Below are 15,567 nucleotides of genomic sequence, written 5' to 3' on the forward strand. Positions count from 1 at the left end.
TAGAGACTGCAAGGAGCATGGAGCGGCTTGCCATACAAGAGGGCAGAATCCGAGAAGCAGTGCATTACCAAGCGATGGCTCAGATTTACCAGCAGTTGCTTGACAACTATTCGTTGTCAAACAGTTACGACACACCTTGACATTGTATCGTGTAGAACCAATGAAATATTCCAAATACTGATACATAGTGCGTCCACGTTCTGGCAGCGCATATCGGATTCTTGTTGTTGATGACGAACCTGACATAATCCCGGTTATCAGGCGGTATATGCTACGGGAAGGTTTTCTGCTAGATGACTTCACCGACTCGGAACTGGCAGTGCAACAGTTCAAGCCTGACTTTTACGACTTGGCATTGCTTGACATCCGGATGCCGAAACTAAACGGGTTTGACCTTTACAGACAGCTAAAGATGCGGGATGACAACCTCAAAGTATGCTTCCTTACAGCCTATGAACTGTACTTCAATGACTTTAGAAAAACATTTCCAGAAATACGAATATCCTGCTTTATCAAAAAGCCTGTTGAATTGAAAATGTTAGCAATGTCGATAAGAGGGACACTAGACTCCGCCGACTGAGAAACCTACGCTCATCCTTGGCAAGTTAACAGAATCCTTTACCGGATCTCTTTTAACTCTGGACTAATATAGCAATGCTAACATTCGGTCTTGACCCTAGCCGAACGGATTTAGCACTTGCTCCTCCCGATACCTTCAAGTAGTCTAATCGGCGGCGAACTTTATATCTACCAAGAACTTTTTAAACTCGCTTGACTCTGAGATTATCAGATCAATACTTCGCAGGAGCATAGCGTAAAAGAACTCCATCGCTTCATGGCTCCTCTGGCAGTTGGGACAGATGTTATTCTCCTTTGGCAAGAACTTTTGAAGCTCCTTTCGCTTGCTAAATTCGTCATACGCCTGTTTTAGTACCTTCATCACTGGCGTCCTCATTTCCTCCGTTATGCTGTCAAAAAGGCCGCTCACCCGAAGAGTAGCGTCAAAATCGTCGTCAATCCCATACTTGCCCCATGTACTTCGCTCGCAAACAAACCTCTTTCTTCTTTCGCCCCTTGTCTTTTTGTCACGAGGGTAAAGAAAGACGTATTCGAGCCGGTATAGCTCCTTCAACGTGGAATAAACCATGCTTGTCGGAATCCGCTCCTTCTGTACAATCTCTTCAGCGGTAATTCCCTGAGCCCCTGCCTGGCGTATGTAGTCCATAATCCGCCAAGTAGTCTCTTTTGAGAGGATGTCTGCCTCAACATATGACTTGACTGGAAAGTGTGTCAGGTAAGTGTGGATCTTTTTTGGCCTGCGGCTGTACACACCTGACCTCAATCGAGCACAGTAATATGCTTTTGCAGATTCTCGGAATTACAGAAATTCAGAGAATTTAGAAGAATTGAGCGAGAATCATTAAAAAGATCCACCATCAAATTGCCTCCGCTACAAAAAAGGTGCCTGACAAAGGCAGCTATACTGGGAAAAGTGCTCAAGAAATAAAATGATTTTTACTGACAATTATTCTGGACTATTCCTGACAGCGATAGTTTTGCTGCTTGCAGGCGCAGCAGCCTCTCTTGCTTTGCGGCGAGGGCGCATGGGCAGTATCGCTTCATTTGTTCCGGCATTCGGCGCCTCTGTTCTCCTCATCGCATTCTCAGTCATGGTCATAACGTCACAATCAAAGCTTCAGACATCCGATGCCTTTTGGTCATCAATTCCCGAGTTGTCCATCGACCTGTACGTCGACGGAATGTCTGCATTTTTCCTGCTCATACTAGGACTTGTCACACTTGCGGTTTCGATTTATTCAATTGGCTATTGCAGCCATTACAACCGCGATAGCCGTTCACTCGGATTTCTCTTTAACCTCTTTGTACTTTCGATGGTAATTGTCATCGCATCAAACAGCGTCTTTTCCTTTTTGATTTTTTGGGAACTGATGTCGCTTTCCTCCTTCTTTCTTGTAATCTACGAGCATGAAGAGGAGCTCAACATCCGCTCCGGCATGATGTACCTCATCATGACACACATTGGAACGGCGTTTATCCTGGCATCGTTTCTTGCACTCTTTGTTCAGACGGGCAGCCTCTCGTTTGATTCATTTAGAAATCATGCTCTGCCCATGCCGCATTACATAAGAGACATCGCATTTATCCTTGCATTTATCGGATTTGGCGCGAAGGCCGGTCTTGTTCCTCTGCACATCTGGCTTCCAAAGGCACACCCATCTGCTCCAAGCAACATTTCTGCCCTAATGTCTGCTGTAATGGTTAAAGTCGCGATTTATGGCCTCGTCAGAACTACGTTTGATTTTGCCGCACCAAGCACTGCAGAGGATGTCTGGTGGGGGGTAACCCTCATCATTGCTGGCTCTGCGTCAAGTATCATCGGCATACTCTATGCAGCGGTAGAGAATGACATTAAACGCGCGCTGGCGTACAGCACCATCGAAAACGTTGGCGTAATTGTGCTGGGCATTGGCATATCTGCAGTCTTTCAGTCATTCCACCTCGCATCGCTGGCAGCTTTTGCGCTCCTTGCTAGCATGTACCATTCGCTAAACCATGCGACGTTTAAGAGCCTGCTTTTCATGGGAGCCGGCTCTGTAGTTTTTAGCACGCACACAAAAAACATCGAAAAGCTGGGCGGGTTGATAAAAAAGATGCCTTGGACTGCGCTGCTCTTTCTTATTGGAGCCATTGCCATCTCGGGGCTTCCACCACTCAACGGCTTTGTAAGCGAGTGGCTTCTGCTGCAGTCATTTCTCTCATCGTACCACATACCCAGCCTGGCGCTGCAGGTTCTGATTAGTCTTGCCGGCGTCGTCATAGCGCTTACTATCGGATTAACCCTTGCCACTTTTGTCAAGATTTTTGGAATCACATTTCTTGCAAGGCCACGATCCGAGGCTGCAAAGTCAAGCCATGAGGTGCCAAGAACAATGCTCGCGGGAATGGCAATGACCGCCGCAATGTGCGTCATTCTTGGGATAATGCCGGTTATCGCTACAAGCCTTATCTCCAACTCCTTTCGTCTAGATGGCAATCAACTGCCACAAACGCTGTCCCCCTTTGCCGCTCTTGCCGCACCGGCTGGTGCATCTTCCAACATGTCGCCTGGTTCGCTTGCTCTGATGCTTGGCTGTGTAGGGGCATTTGCAATCGGAGTCTTCTCGATCGGAGGACGAAAAACGACCAGAAGAATCTATAGCACCTGGGACTGCGGCTTTGAAGGACTTGACGAGAGGATGCAGTACACCGCCAGCGCGCTTTCACAACCAATACGAGTTATCTTCAGGACTCTTTACAAGCCCTACAGCGATTCAGAGGTCAGTTACTTCTCAGAGTCAAACCATTACCTGAAAAAAAATGCCAGAGTGGAGGTCTACACAAGGGACTTGTTTGACGATCTATTCTACCGGCCTGTTACTAGGGCGACGATTGCAGTACTTGATGCTGTCCGCAAGATGCAGACTGGCAAGATAAACGCTTACCTCATGTATATCATGATCGCGCTCATTGCCTTACTCGTGTATGCCGGAGTGAGCCGCTGAGATGCTCGAGTCTCCAAGTTTGTTCGGATATTTCATTGGGGCGGTTCAGGCATTGACACTGGTCGTTCTTGCTCCGCTGTTTACCGGCATTATGCGCAAGGTCAAATCCAGAACACAAAAAAGAATTGGAGCAAGCGTACTCCAGCCGTACTATGACCTTGCAAAACTAAACCGGAAGGATGAAGTAGTGTCAGACCAGAGCTCCTGGATCTTTCGCTTTGCGCCGATAGTTATCCTGACCTCTACTGCAACGGCTGCGGTTTTTGTTCCGGCCTTTCTGCCATCCAGCCCGTTTGGCATTGCAGGCGACATCCTCGTCGTGTTAGGTTTGTTTGCACTTGCAAGGTTTTTTACAATTCTTGCCGGCCTTGATGTTGCCAGCTCTTTCGGGGGACTTGGGGCAAGCAGGGAAATGACGATCTCCGCAATAGTGGAGCCGGCGTTATTTCTCACCATCTTTGTGGTTTCTCTTAACCTGGGCGGGACCAACCTATCAACCATAGTTAGCGCATCTTCCGCACAGTTTGCTTCAGGCGTCATCATCCTCCCAAGCATGCTCTTTGCCCTGATAGCGTTCTTTGTAATAATGATGGCTGAAACGGGGAGGATTCCATTTGATAATCCTGCAACCCATCTAGAGCTAACAATGATTCATGAGGCGATGGTCCTGGAGTACTCTGGAAGAAGCCTTGCGATGATCCAGCTCTCGCAATCCATCAAGCTGGCTGTTCTCATGACCATATTTGTAAACATCTTCGTACCAGCCGGCATGTCCACAGCGGCTGGCGGCGCATACGCGGCAGTAGGAGTTGTAGTCTTTGTTGTCAAGCTGGCGCTTGTTGCGGCAATGGTCGCATTTACGGAGACAAGAGTTGCAAAATGGAGGTTCTTTAGGCTTCCTGACTTGTTGGCAGTTGCGATTGCAAGCTCGATGTTGGGCATTATCTACTTTTACTTTTGGAGATAGAGTGTTTTGGCATTACCTCAACCTGACCTGCTAACAATGTCGGCTGCAGCACTCTTGATAGCCACATTTGCTGTAATAGTGCGGAGGGGCTTTTTAGACTGGCTTAGCGGATATCGCTACCAATCCCTTGTCCTTGCTGCCGTGACTGCTGTCATTGGATACATGACCGGCGTATGGGAGATCTATATTGCGGCTGTACTGACCCTTGTCATAAAGGCAATAGTCATACCAAAGGTACTCCTGCGCGTTACACAGAAGATAAAGGGCAACCTCGGCGAGTTCAACCCATACATCAGCTTGCGAGCTTCGGTGATAATCTCTGCCTTTCTTGTCGTCTTTGCGTACGCTCTTGTTGGAGAAACATTTGCCACGTCAAAACTTGATAGCGTGGCAAAGAACTACCTGCCCGTTGCCCTTGCGCTGTTCTTTATCGGCCTATTTGCCATGGTGAGCAGACGAGTCGTACTTAGCCAAGTGGTAGGTCTGTTGATTATCGAAAACGGGCTCTTTCTCTTCACCGCCTCGCTGACTCACGGATTTTCACTATTGATAGAGGTAGGAATTTTTGCAGATATTCTCATTAGCGTGCTTATCTCGGCGATCCTGCTTTCGAGGATTAGCCAGACATTTGACTCGCTTGACATGGGCAAGATCGAGCAATTGAGAGATGATTGAAATGACATTTGGCCTAACCCCACTAATTGATGCAGGCTCGCCATCAGGTCTCCTAATTCTAACTATGCTCTTAACCCCCGCCGTCGGGGCCATTTCACTGCTTGTAATTCGCGGCAAGCGCGCTATTGAACTTGTCACGCTTGTATGCGCAGGACTTGTGGCGATCGATGCCCTTGCTCTTGTCTCCGACGTCTTGGCAGAAAATCATGCCTCCGCGTTTGGCCAAATATTTTACCTTGACTCTTTCGGTGCTCTTGTACTCATGCCAATAGCAGGCATCGGCTTTGTCTCTGCTCTTTATTCGATAAGCTACATGAGCAAGCAGTACGAACGCGGCATGATAGACGACAGGCAGCTCCGGCGGTACTACCAGGCCCTTAACGTATTTGTCTTTACGATGCTCCTTGTCCCAGTATCGAACAATCTTGGGATAGTTTGGGTTGCCATAGAGGCAACAACCCTCGTCTCCGTGCTCCTCATTATGCTCTACACCAAAGAGGGCGCGATTGAAGCGTCGTGGAAGTACCTGGTAATTGCGACCGTCGGGCTCTCGTTTGCGCTATTTGGCATCGTCTTCTTTTATTATGCCAACTCTGCAGTTACGGCGAACGCCGACTCAGCGATGAACTGGACTGACATGGCCTTGAATGCGAAAGCGCTGGATCCAAACATCGTCAGGATAGCCTTTGTGTTTGTCTTGATAGGCTTCGGCACCAAAGCCGGTCTTGCCCCGATGCACAGCTGGCTTCCCGACGCACACAGCGAGGCGCCCACACCCGTGAGTGCACTCCTCTCCGGGGTTCTACTCAACTGTGCCATCTACGTCATCCTCCGCTTCCATATCGTTAGCATGGGCTCACTTGGTCAGTCGTTCTCCAGCCTCCTCCTGATTGTCCTCGGTATAGTCTCCGTTGCAATTGCTGCCGCATCGATTTACTTCCAGAAGGACATGAAGCGAATGCTCGCATATTCGAGCATTGAGCACATGGGAATTATTTCGGTAGCAATGGGTTTTGGCGGGTTTCTTGGCATCTATGGCGGTCTGCTTCACATAATAAACCACTCCTTGGCCAAGCCGCTGATGTTTTTTGCAAGTGGGACGGCTAGCCAAAGATACGGGACAAAAGCTATGGCAAACATCAGAGGCGTTATCCAGACAGCGCCTGCCCTTGGAGTCTTGCTGCTGATAGGCGGGCTTGCAATCGCCGGCATGCCTCCCTTTAACATATTTGTCAGCGAGTTTCTAATACTCACATCTGGGTTTGCATCAGGCCAGTTCCTTGCGAGCTCGGTGCTGATCGCCCTTCTAGTTTTGATTTTTGCAGGATTCATGCTTCATATTATCCGCATGGTCTTCGGCAAGCCAGCCGGTTCTCTCAAAGCTTCCCCAACGGAAAGCATTGAAGAAAGCAGATCCGGAAGCAAGAGCTACATGTTAGCAATTCTGCCCATGGCTATTCTTGCGGTATTTATCGTGGTCTTTGGGTTCTATGTCCCGCAGCAAATTCATACGCTTGCAGTAAATGTCTCACAGATCTTTAACCAGACCTCAGCGCTACCGAGCCCAACTGCCTTTGGGGGACCAAAGTGAAACTAACTTGAAAGAAAGCGGCGGTGTAATTTCAGAAAGCCTGATGTCAACTCTGGAGGCTCTTCCGCAGGAAAAAATAAAAAAAATACAGCTGTTAAACGGAAACGAAATCCACGTAAAAGTTTCAGAGGCTCAATATGTTCCAGAGATCTGCAATCATGTACAGAATGCATCTCGTTCAAGGCTTGTAATGATGATATGCAGCGACGAACGCCAGCTGGGCCTTGGCTTTGCGCTTAGGCACGTCTTTGAGGCAGAAGGGAGGGATCTTTTCATATTTGTGACCTCTCAATGCGCGCAAAGCGGACCGGATGGCGCAGAACAAGCCCCTTCATTTCCCAGCGTCGTGCTTCAAATGCCCTCAGCCGCTCTTTATGAAAGAGAGATAAAAGACATGTTCGGGCTGTCACCAGAGGGCAATCCTGATACCCGGCCTCTTGTACTTCATGAACAATGGCCCAGAAATCGCTTTCCTCTCCGGAAGGACTTTGAACTTTGCAGCAAGGCCGATAGGGTCGCCGGACAAGAATACAAGTTTGCCAAGCTCGAAGGTGAAGGAATATGCGAAATTCCGGTTGGCCCGGTTCATGCAGGCATAATTGAGCCCGGCCACTTTAGGTTCAGCATACGGGGTGAAAATATTCTCAATTTGGAGACGAGGCTGTACTATACTCACAAGGGAATTGAAAAAAGAGCAGAAAGCATGACGTTGGAACAGGCAGTCCTTCTTAGCGAGAGGATCTCTGGCGATGAGGCGGTCGCAAACTCGTTGGCGTACTGTCAGGCCATTGAAAAGCTGGGGGGCGCCAGAGTTCCCGAACGAGCACTCCTCATAAGAACACTTTGCGCTGAGATGGAACGAACATACAACCACATTGGGACCTTGGCAGGCATGACTACCGACGTAGGCTTTTCATTTGGAGCAGCGAGATTGAATATCCTGAAAGAGAGAATGATGTCTCTAAACGAGCAAGTGAGCGGGAGCCGGTTGCTCTTTGGAGTTAATAGACTTGGCGGCGTCGGAATTGATGTCTCAGACGAGGTCGGGGAATCATTAGAGCAGTCGCTCGCAGCGTTGCTAGATGACTTTAACCGCGTATTATCGATGTTGAAATCAAAATCCTCCGTTACAGATAGACTGAGAAACACAGGCACAATTCCAAAGCAGGTTGCTGTAGACCTATCCCTGGTTGGTATCGCGGCCAGATGCGCTGGAATCGACGTTGACACAAGGCGTGATCATCCTTATGCAGCTTACCCGACGCTGCAAATAGATCTTAACCATGATTCGCCCCAAAACGCTACGAGGTACAGTGTGGAGATGCAGAAAAGAGTGGGGGATGCACTGTCGCGCTTTGACGTAAGAGCGGAAGAAGTGGTCGATTCGATACGCATAGCGCGGGGAGTTGTGTGCAGACTTCTTAAAAATGCAGAGAAAGACCTAGTTGACGAAAAGGCGTGCATGAAACTAACGCCCTATAGCCATGCGCTCGGATATGCCGAGTCACACAGGGGACAGACTCTTCACTGGGTTGAGATTGGGGGCAACGGAAGTTCTCTCTTCCGGTACAAGATAAGGACCGCCTCATTTTCTAACTGGCCTGCAATAGAACAGGCAGTCTTGAGCGATATCATTCCGGATTTCCCTCTCGTTAACAAAAGCCTGGATCTTTCATACTCGGGAAACGATCTGTAATGCTTGGAAGAAAGTATATGCGCAGAGAGGATGCTGGAAACCGAAAACTAAAGAAAAAAGCGGAGCAGGCCGGCAACACGAAATATCCGAATTCGAGCCTTGCTCGGGACATACTTGGCAATGGGATTGAAACGTTGCAGGAAGACATCGCAAATCTCAAAGCCGCCGAGAATTTTAGAGGGAGCATATCGCTTGAAGTGCCAACGGGTGACGGAATTCAAGGCAAGTTCTATGATAAGTACCGCATCTGTGCAGAGGAATGCCCAAGCGAGGCGATAAACCTCTCAGAACCTGTATCCGAAAGTCGAATGACAGTCGACACTGGCAAGTGCATTTTGTGCGGAAGGTGTCAGGATCTGGCGCCCGAATTATTTAGAATCAAAAGCCAGCCTGTCAATCCAGTCAGAAGGAAGTCAGAGCTGATACTGTATGCTCCTGGCACCAATTTGCCTGACTCACAAGCTGACCCAGGCTGTGAAGCAGTCGGTGAAAACCTCAGGAGCAAAGTCAACAAGATACTTGGAAGGTCTCTCGCAGTTAGAGAAGTGGATACGGGGTCATGCAACGGTTGCGAGGTTGAGATAAACGCCTTGAACAATCCAATCTACGACATTGAGAGGTTTGGTATACACTTTGTTGCCTCTCCACGCCATGCCGACGTCCTCTTGGTGACCGGTCCTGGCTCACGCAACATGGAGATTGCTCTTAGACGCACGTATGAAGCCACACCTGACCCAAAGATTGTCATCGCCGTGGGTGCCTGCGCATGCAGCGGCGGAATATTCGGAGACACCTATGCCACTTCAGGTGGAATCGAAAAAATTGTTCCTGTAGATGTGTTTATTCCTGGCTGTCCTCCGCGACCACAGGCACTATTGTACGGATTGCTTTTGGCTTTAGACAGGATAAAGTCCAAAACGCATAAGGATTGAATAATTGTCTGGGCTCTCTAATTCCGAACATGATGTCTTGATTGATGCGAGAATATCGAGAAAGCAATCAGCTCATAGTGTAAATACGGGTTCGAACGCGGGCCCGTCGGGATTCGAACCCGAGACAGCCGGATCTCTTTCTTGGAGGATAAAAGTCCGGTACTCTACCTGGCTGAGCTACGGGCCCAAGAGAGTAACGATACGCAATCAAGTGCAGTAATTTAATGTTATGACCCTGCATGCAATTGTCGCCGGCCAATGCCGAAAACTTGTTTGTGGCTGAAGCAATTCAAAACAAGCAGGTTTATCTAGCGAGCCGCATTTTAATGAGTGATTATGGTCGACCTGATTTATGGCCGCGGAATAACAGAACTTGTCCGTGAAATTCCATTTTACACTAGCATTTTCAAAAAGATTGCCTTCTACAGGCTATTTCACACAAAGGCGCCCATGTACGGCTCGGTCGACGTAAACAACATCTGCAACCTCCACTGCACCCACTGCTACTGGTGGCTCAACAGAAAGAACGAGGACGACCTGACAGCCGATGACTGGCGCCGCATCATCCGCGAGGTCTTTAACAAGCAGCACATCTTCGTAACTACGCTGGTCGGAGGCGAGCCCACGCTGAGACCCGACATTATCAAGGTATTCTGTGACGAGATGCCAAGGAGGGTTTGCGTCGTTTCAAACGGCACGTTCCCGCTGCCAAGGTTCGACAACCTTTACTTTTACTGGATTTCCATGGACGGCACCGAAAAAATCCATGACAGCATCCGCGGCGAGGGATCGTATGCCAAGACGCGCAAGAACATCCTCGACTACATTGCCGGCCCGCCTAGGCACGGAAAGGCAGCCTACAAGGACATCTGGATCACCGTAACTATAAACTCGCTCAACTATCCCACTGTCGAAGACCTGGTCGAGGAGTGGCAGGGCAAGGTCAACAAGATAGGCTTCCAGTTCCACACGCCTTTCTTAAAGGGTGACCCTCTCTGGCTGCCATTTGGAAAGACTCGCGATGAAGTGGTTGACAAGATAATCAGCCTGAAGAAAAAATATCCCAACTTTGTGATAAACGCTCCAAAGCAGATATCCCTCATGAAAGGCAACTGGGGGGGAGTTGGAACCACTCCCGTTCAGTGCCCCTCATGGGCTATTCTCTCCATGGATCACATGGGCAGAATAAAACAGCCATGCTGCATCGGAAGCGCCGACAGCAAGGCCATGAAGCCAATATGTGAAGAGTGCGGGCTGGGCTGTTACGCGATCCTAGTCGCCCAGGGAATAATGGGCAACTGAGAGCAAGAGAAAGAGTCGCGATTCCGGCAGAACTAGCTAAGCTGCCACTTGCTGGGGAGTGCCGCTATAGCCTGAATCTCTCGCGTCCACCGGATTATGCGCCCTGACCTCTGTGTCGTTTCCAGCAGTGCTAGCCCGAGCCGCCGAAAGTTTTTCTTTTTGAGTCGCCATCCACTGCTTTAACATCATTCCAAGCAACCTGTCCGAGAGCAGCGGCGCGTTCATCCTGATCTCCGGAACGGTAATCTTGTTAGCCTCAAAAAGAAACATAATGTCCTCGACTGAGACTGAATTTTCCTTCATCATTTTTGCAAGCTCATTTCGCGGCGTGTACAGCAGCTCCATCTTCCTTGGTCGTTCAAGTTCCATAGTCCTGCTACCAAGAGTGCGTTAAAAAGCATGTTGAAAGGACGTTCTACTTGTAGGAACTAGAGAATTCAACATGTACAAGACTTGGTTGGCATCTATTGCAATTACACGATCTCACGAGCAGTAGCTCCTTATCCAACGCGCCACAGAACTTGCCTCTTCCTCTGTGTTAAAGAAGTGCGGTGATGCCCTGATAGCCTTTATGCTTTGATCGCCCGGGCCGATTATCCCGACCTCCCTGTCGGCTAGAACGACTCCGTCGCGTTCGAGCCGCTTGACAACGTCCGTGGAGTCGAGCTCAGGAATAGTAAATGATACGATCGATGTGCGCAGCTTCGGATCCTCCTGCCCGTAAAATTTCACTGAAGGAATGCTGGCAAGCTCATCGCGCAGGGCGCGTGCAACAGCCGCGTTCTTTGCTCTGATGTTCTCGATGTTGAGCCTCAGTACGTACCTCAGGGAGGACTCAAGGCCGGCGGCGCCGGGGTAATTGCGAAATCCTGCCTGAAGTCTGGCTGGCATTTCGGCATATGCGATATTGTTTCCATCAGACAGCATCGCATTTTCGCCTCCTGTCCTGTCTGGCAGCAGGAATTCCGAGGCTTCCTTGCTACAGTACAAGACTCCGATCCCTGACGGCCCCACCAGCCACTTGAAGCCGGGAAAAGCCATGAACTGGCAGCCAATCTTCTTGACATCAATCTCTACAGCGCCCGCGGTCTGCGCCGCATCTATGCAGAACAGACAGTTGTTCTCGCGGGCGACTCTTCCCACCTCTTCCACCGGAATTATCGCACCAGTATTGTAAAGCGCGTGGCTCATGGTGACAAGCCTTGATCCCTTGCAAGCCTTTTCAAATTCCGCCATGTCAAAATATCCTGTCTGCCGGTCGGAGATTTGAAGTTCTTCCAGTACCGCGCCAGACCTTGCCGACGCCGCGACCCATGGGAAATAGTTTGCATGATGCTCGTGCCTTCCCCCTCGCACAACTATCCTGTCGCCCTTTTTCCAGTTCATCCCATTTGCGACCATGTTCAGCCCTTCGGTGGTACTCTGGGTAAAGATTACCTCGCTCTTGTCGCAGTTTATCAGATATGCGACCCTTGTGCGCAGTTCTGAGAGAAGTGAACTGATGTACTCGGAAGTGTCGGCTGAATCGGGCCCGTCAATCGAGCATTTTATCATAAAGTCTGTTGTTGCCTTGATGGTCGAGAGTGGCGTAGGTGCAACCGCCCCATTGTTCATGTAAATAGTCTTTTTAGTCACGGGGAAGTCCGACCTTATCTGATTCTCGTCGACGCCGGAATGAAAATCAGGTCCTGAATTTGCGTTGAAGCCTGTCATCTGTTATATGTCTCCGTGCCGGAATATGCTCTCAAGTGGACTTTCGCGATGTGCTTTCATCAGGCGGCTTAAATACGCTGACTTTTTCCGATCCGGTAGCGAAGGTCCTGTGCACATCCGCGGCTGCAATCCAGTTTGGCCGGACACTCTATTTTGACCTGGACACAATGTTTGCTGCCTACGTCGGCGCCGGCCTTATCGAACCGGGGTCCACGATAAGGGCCGACATTCTGCTCCCTTCAAAGGGCAGGTTCATGGAACTTCTAAAGGCCGGACTGGAGATGGCGTCTTGCCAAAAATACTCGCTTGTGGTTTTCGACTCTCTGAACGGCTTTTACAATCTGTATGACGTCTCGTCAGGCGGGACGGGCCGGGCCAGCCATCTGTTGAGCATCGTAGTAATGATGCTTGTCAGGCTAGGAATCGACTTTGGCATCCCTGTACTTGCCACAAGCATGCTGCGCTTCAGAAAAGAGCGGGGGTGGATACGGTCGCCGGGTGCAAGGCGCCTCATCAATCGAAGCAGCATGACGGTGCTAAATGCAAGACGACTGGCAAAGGAACCAGAAGCCGCAGGCGAACCGGTCCAGGAAGAAGTCCAGGTCGAAATAGAGAGGCACCCCTCAATCCCGCAGGGTACAATTTATCCGTGCGACGGCGTTTCTATAACTTTGCGCTGACCAGGAAGTAGCCAATCATCAAGGCAACGCCGAGCACCGCAAAGCCGGCCACCAAAAGACCCTGCTGCGATTTGGGGTTATTTGACCTGCCGGACTGGTAAAGGACATAGAGTCCAGCCATTCCCATAAACAATATTATCGTGATGGTGATGGTCTCGCCCAGAGTCTGGACGTTCCTTGAGGGAACGATGAATGTTCTCAGGTTCTTGCCTTCTATAATTGCGTTGACAAGACCTGATGCCAGTGCGAAGAATATTGCCAAGTAAATGACGGCAGCTACGCTGATGTACTTGTATGCGCCCTGAAGCATTATCCCAAAACCCGCCCTGCGTGTGCTGCGACTCCAGCAAGTTCAAAATACGTAGTAGAAAGCGATAAAGCGCGAACTGACCCTTTAAAGCTCATGGTAACATGACAAGCGAGCCAGACGAAGGTATTAAAAGGTTACCAGACGAGTGAAAAAGACGCGATAATGCACCGGGCGCCATGAATCCCATGGATTCTTGCGGAATCTAGCGTTGGGAGTCGCCGGTAGCATTGGAGAAACCGCGCAAAGCTCTAAGGAATGTGATGATAAGATAGGTACATGTCCGACCGCAAGTGCATAATCTGCTCCCGGCCACTGCCAAGTCCACAGGCCAGTAATCCGGATGCAGTCCCGGAAGGGTACTGCGTATATCATGCCCAGGCGTACTCGGGTCTCCTCTCCCACTATCGCACTTGGGCTGAAGCCTACGGCAAGCTGCCATGGAAAGAATATCTGTCGAGGATAGTCGAGCAAAACGAGACAGGCTCATGGATAAGGGAAATCGCCGAGGCGGAATTGAAAAAAGCCCAAAAATAAAGATAAAGCGCCCGCGTGGCGGGCCAGGATAGGTTTTGCTGGTTCTATGAAGTGTGCCGGGGCCGGCGCATTACATGTCCATTCCGCCCATGCCACCCATACCTCCCATTCCACCCATACCGCCGCCTGGTGGTCCTGGTGGGCCGGCTGACCTGCTTGAGGCGATGACGTCGTCGATCCTGAGGATCATCGAGGCTGCCTCGGTTGCGGACTTGATAATCTGCTCCTTGACGGCTAATGGCTCTACAACGTCCAGCTTGGACATGTCGGTGACCTTTCCGCCGCGTGCATCAATCCCTGTCCACTTGTTGCCCTTGCTCTGCTTTGCTCGAAGCTCTGTCAGCGTGTCTATCGGGTCCATGCCTGCGTTCTCTGCCAGAGACAGAGGTATGACCTCAAGTGCCTCTGCAAACTTTTGGGCAGCCAGCTGCTCTCGGCCCGAGAGTGTGCTTGCCCATTCTGTAAGGCGTGCGGCTGCGTACGCCTCGGGTGCTCCGCCTCCTGCGACGATTGCCGGCTTTTCAAGCACGTCCTTGGAGACCATGAGCGCATCGTGGACCGACCTGTCAGCCTCGTCGACTACCCTCTGTGAGCCCCCGCGAATCAGAATTGTAACCGCCTTTGGATGCTTGCAGCCTTCGACAAACACCCACTTGTCAGTCTCTACCTTTCTCTCCTCGACTAGGTCTGCACTGCCAAGGTCCTTTGCTGTCAGGTCGTCAAGGTTGTTGACAATGCGTCCAGCCGTTGCCTTGGACATCTTGGTCATGTCGCTTTCCTTTACTCTTCTGACTGCAAGTATGTTTTCCTTGGCGAGGTAGTGCTGGGCAATGTCGTCGATTCCCTTCTGGCATACGACAACGTTGGCGCCACTGTCGACAATTTTGTCGACCATCGACTTGAGCATCTTGTTCTCTTCTTCAAGGAACATTTTCATCTGATCCGGCGAGCTGATGTTTATCTTGGCGTCAAACTCGGTCTTTTCAATCTCAAGTGCAGAGTTTATGAGGGCGATCTTGGCCTTCTCGATGCGCTTTGGCATGCCGCCGTGGACGACTTCCTTATCGAGCACTATGCCCTTGATTAGCTTGGTATCGCGGATGGAGCCTCCTGCCTTCTTTTCGACCTTGATGTCGTCAATGTCAAGCCTAAAACCTGATTCGGCCTTTTCCGACACCGCGATTGCAGCGTTTACAACGATCTGCGCAAGGTCGTCGGCCTCCCTTGAGACCAGCTTGGTCTGCATTGAAGTCCGTGCGATTCTAATCAGCTGATCCTTCTCGTTTCCCTCAACTCTCATTGCAATGCTGTTCAAAACCTCGATTGCCTTCGTAGCGCTCTTTCTGTATCCGTCAACGATAATGGTCGGATGAACGTCTTTGGCAATGAGTTCCTCGGCCTTTTCAATGAGCGCGCCTGCCAGGACGACTACCGAGGTTGTCCCGTCGCCAACCTCGTTGTCCGTGGCCTTGCTTATCTCGACCATCATCTTTGCCGCCGGGTGCTGCACGTCTATCTCCTTGAGTATCGTCGCTCCGTCGTTTGTTATTGTCACGTCGCCCAGAGTATCCACAAGCATCTTGTCCATTCCTCTTGGTCCAAGG

At 50.2% G+C, this 15,567-nt stretch carries 15 protein-coding genes and 1 tRNA gene; 10 read left to right on the forward strand and 6 right to left on the reverse strand.

The window, feature by feature from the left end; translation table 11 throughout:
- The first annotated feature begins 187 nt into the window (after positions 1-187).
- On the forward strand, positions 188-580 hold the full coding sequence (locus ABI361_07645) for a response regulator (protein ID MEO9320529.1): 393 nt from the start codon (positions 188-190) through the stop codon (positions 578-580).
- Between the two features lie 144 nt (positions 581-724).
- On the opposite strand, the gene ABI361_07650 is transcribed toward ABI361_07645, so the two are convergent.
- On the reverse strand, positions 725-1,330 hold the full coding sequence (locus ABI361_07650) for a hypothetical protein (GenBank protein ID MEO9320530.1): 606 nt from the start codon (positions 1,328-1,330) through the stop codon (positions 725-727).
- Positions 1,331-1,508: 178 nt separating this feature from the next.
- Here ABI361_07650 and hyfB point away from each other — a divergent pair, with 178 nt between their 5' ends.
- From hyfB to nuoB, 6 genes are read left to right on the forward strand one after another with little or no spacing between them, the layout of a single operon-like run.
- Positions 1,509-3,563: a hydrogenase 4 subunit B gene (hyfB, locus tag ABI361_07655; protein MEO9320531.1), complete on the forward strand. Its 2,055-nt coding sequence runs from the start codon at positions 1,509-1,511 to the stop codon at positions 3,561-3,563.
- 1 nt (position 3,564) lies between these two features.
- A complete protein-coding gene (locus ABI361_07660; GenBank protein MEO9320532.1) occupies positions 3,565-4,530 on the forward strand; it encodes an NADH-quinone oxidoreductase subunit H in 966 nt (321 codons plus the stop codon).
- A gap of 6 nt (positions 4,531-4,536) precedes the next feature.
- Positions 4,537-5,205, forward strand: a complete 669-nt coding sequence (locus ABI361_07665; GenBank protein ID MEO9320533.1) for a hypothetical protein — start codon at positions 4,537-4,539, stop codon at positions 5,203-5,205.
- A 1-nt stretch (position 5,206) separates the two neighbouring features.
- On the forward strand, positions 5,207-6,796 hold the full coding sequence (locus tag ABI361_07670) for a hydrogenase 4 subunit F (protein MEO9320534.1): 1,590 nt from the start codon (positions 5,207-5,209) through the stop codon (positions 6,794-6,796).
- A 7-nt stretch (positions 6,797-6,803) separates the two neighbouring features.
- Entirely contained in the window at positions 6,804-8,492 is a 1,689-nt protein-coding gene (locus ABI361_07675; protein ID MEO9320535.1) for an NADH-quinone oxidoreductase subunit C, read from the forward strand.
- Positions 8,492-9,424: an NADH-quinone oxidoreductase subunit NuoB gene (gene nuoB / locus ABI361_07680; GenBank protein ID MEO9320536.1), complete on the forward strand. Its 933-nt coding sequence runs from the start codon at positions 8,492-8,494 to the stop codon at positions 9,422-9,424. Before ABI361_07675 ends, nuoB begins: the two co-directional genes overlap by 1 nt.
- Positions 9,425-9,522: 98 nt before the next feature.
- On the opposite strand, the gene ABI361_07685 is transcribed toward nuoB, so the two are convergent.
- Positions 9,523-9,611 (reverse strand) — tRNA-Lys (locus tag ABI361_07685).
- Positions 9,612-9,760: 149 nt separating this feature from the next.
- Between ABI361_07685 and ABI361_07690 the strand changes: the two genes are divergently transcribed.
- The gene (locus tag ABI361_07690) at positions 9,761-10,726 is read left to right on the forward strand and encodes a radical SAM protein (protein MEO9320537.1); all 966 of its coding nucleotides are present in this window, start codon (positions 9,761-9,763) and stop codon (positions 10,724-10,726) included.
- Positions 10,727-10,762: 36 nt separating this feature from the next.
- Here ABI361_07690 and ABI361_07695 read toward each other — a convergent pair whose 3' ends face one another.
- Positions 10,763-11,095, reverse strand: a complete 333-nt coding sequence (locus ABI361_07695) for a hypothetical protein (protein ID MEO9320538.1) — start codon at positions 11,093-11,095, stop codon at positions 10,763-10,765.
- 114 nt (positions 11,096-11,209) lie between these two features.
- Positions 11,210-12,439 (reverse strand): aminotransferase class V-fold PLP-dependent enzyme, encoded by a 1,230-nt coding sequence (locus tag ABI361_07700; protein ID MEO9320539.1) that lies wholly within the window; start codon positions 12,437-12,439, stop codon positions 11,210-11,212.
- A 35-nt stretch (positions 12,440-12,474) separates the two neighbouring features.
- On the opposite strand from ABI361_07700, the gene ABI361_07705 reads away from it, so the two are divergent.
- A complete protein-coding gene (locus ABI361_07705; GenBank protein MEO9320540.1) occupies positions 12,475-13,119 on the forward strand; it encodes a hypothetical protein in 645 nt (214 codons plus the stop codon).
- Here the strand turns inward: ABI361_07705 and ABI361_07710 are convergent.
- Complete coding sequence (locus ABI361_07710; protein MEO9320541.1) at positions 13,103-13,429, reverse strand: hypothetical protein; 327 nt, start codon at positions 13,427-13,429, stop codon at positions 13,103-13,105. The genes ABI361_07705 and ABI361_07710 overlap by 17 nt on opposite strands.
- 276 nt (positions 13,430-13,705) lie before the next feature.
- Between ABI361_07710 and ABI361_07715 the strand changes: the two genes are divergently transcribed.
- The gene (locus tag ABI361_07715) at positions 13,706-13,963 is read left to right on the forward strand and encodes a hypothetical protein (GenBank protein MEO9320542.1); all 258 of its coding nucleotides are present in this window, start codon (positions 13,706-13,708) and stop codon (positions 13,961-13,963) included.
- Between the two features lie 70 nt (positions 13,964-14,033).
- Here the strand turns inward: ABI361_07715 and thsB are convergent.
- A partial coding sequence (thsB, locus tag ABI361_07720; GenBank protein MEO9320543.1) for a thermosome subunit beta occupies positions 14,034-15,567 on the reverse strand: 1,534 nt, incomplete at its 5' end.

Origin of the sequence: Nitrososphaera sp. (assembly GCA_039938515.1) — an archaeon.
Classification (GTDB): Archaea; Thermoproteota; Nitrososphaeria; order Nitrososphaerales; family Nitrososphaeraceae; genus Nitrososphaera.

Bases quoted from the DNA above. Each gene is read 5' to 3' on its own strand.
- ABI361_07660 (MEO9320532.1), top strand. From the start codon at position 3,565: ATGCTCGAGTCTCCAAGTTTGTTCGGATATTTCATTGGGGCGGTTCAG.
- ABI361_07715 (MEO9320542.1), top strand. From the start codon at position 13,706: ATGTCCGACCGCAAGTGCATAATCTGCTCCCGGCCACTGCCAAGTCCA.
- nuoB (MEO9320536.1), top strand. From the start codon at position 8,492: ATGCTTGGAAGAAAGTATATGCGCAGAGAGGATGCTGGAAACCGAAAA.
- ABI361_07690 (MEO9320537.1), top strand. From the start codon at position 9,761: ATGGTCGACCTGATTTATGGCCGCGGAATAACAGAACTTGTCCGTGAA.
- ABI361_07700 (MEO9320539.1), bottom strand. From the start codon at position 12,439: ATGACAGGCTTCAACGCAAATTCAGGACCTGATTTTCATTCCGGCGTC.
- hyfB (MEO9320531.1), top strand. From the start codon at position 1,509: ATGATTTTTACTGACAATTATTCTGGACTATTCCTGACAGCGATAGTT.
- ABI361_07695 (MEO9320538.1), bottom strand. From the start codon at position 11,095: ATGGAACTTGAACGACCAAGGAAGATGGAGCTGCTGTACACGCCGCGA.
- ABI361_07670 (MEO9320534.1), top strand. From the start codon at position 5,207: ATGACATTTGGCCTAACCCCACTAATTGATGCAGGCTCGCCATCAGGT.
- ABI361_07710 (MEO9320541.1), bottom strand. From the start codon at position 13,429: ATGCTTCAGGGCGCATACAAGTACATCAGCGTAGCTGCCGTCATTTAC.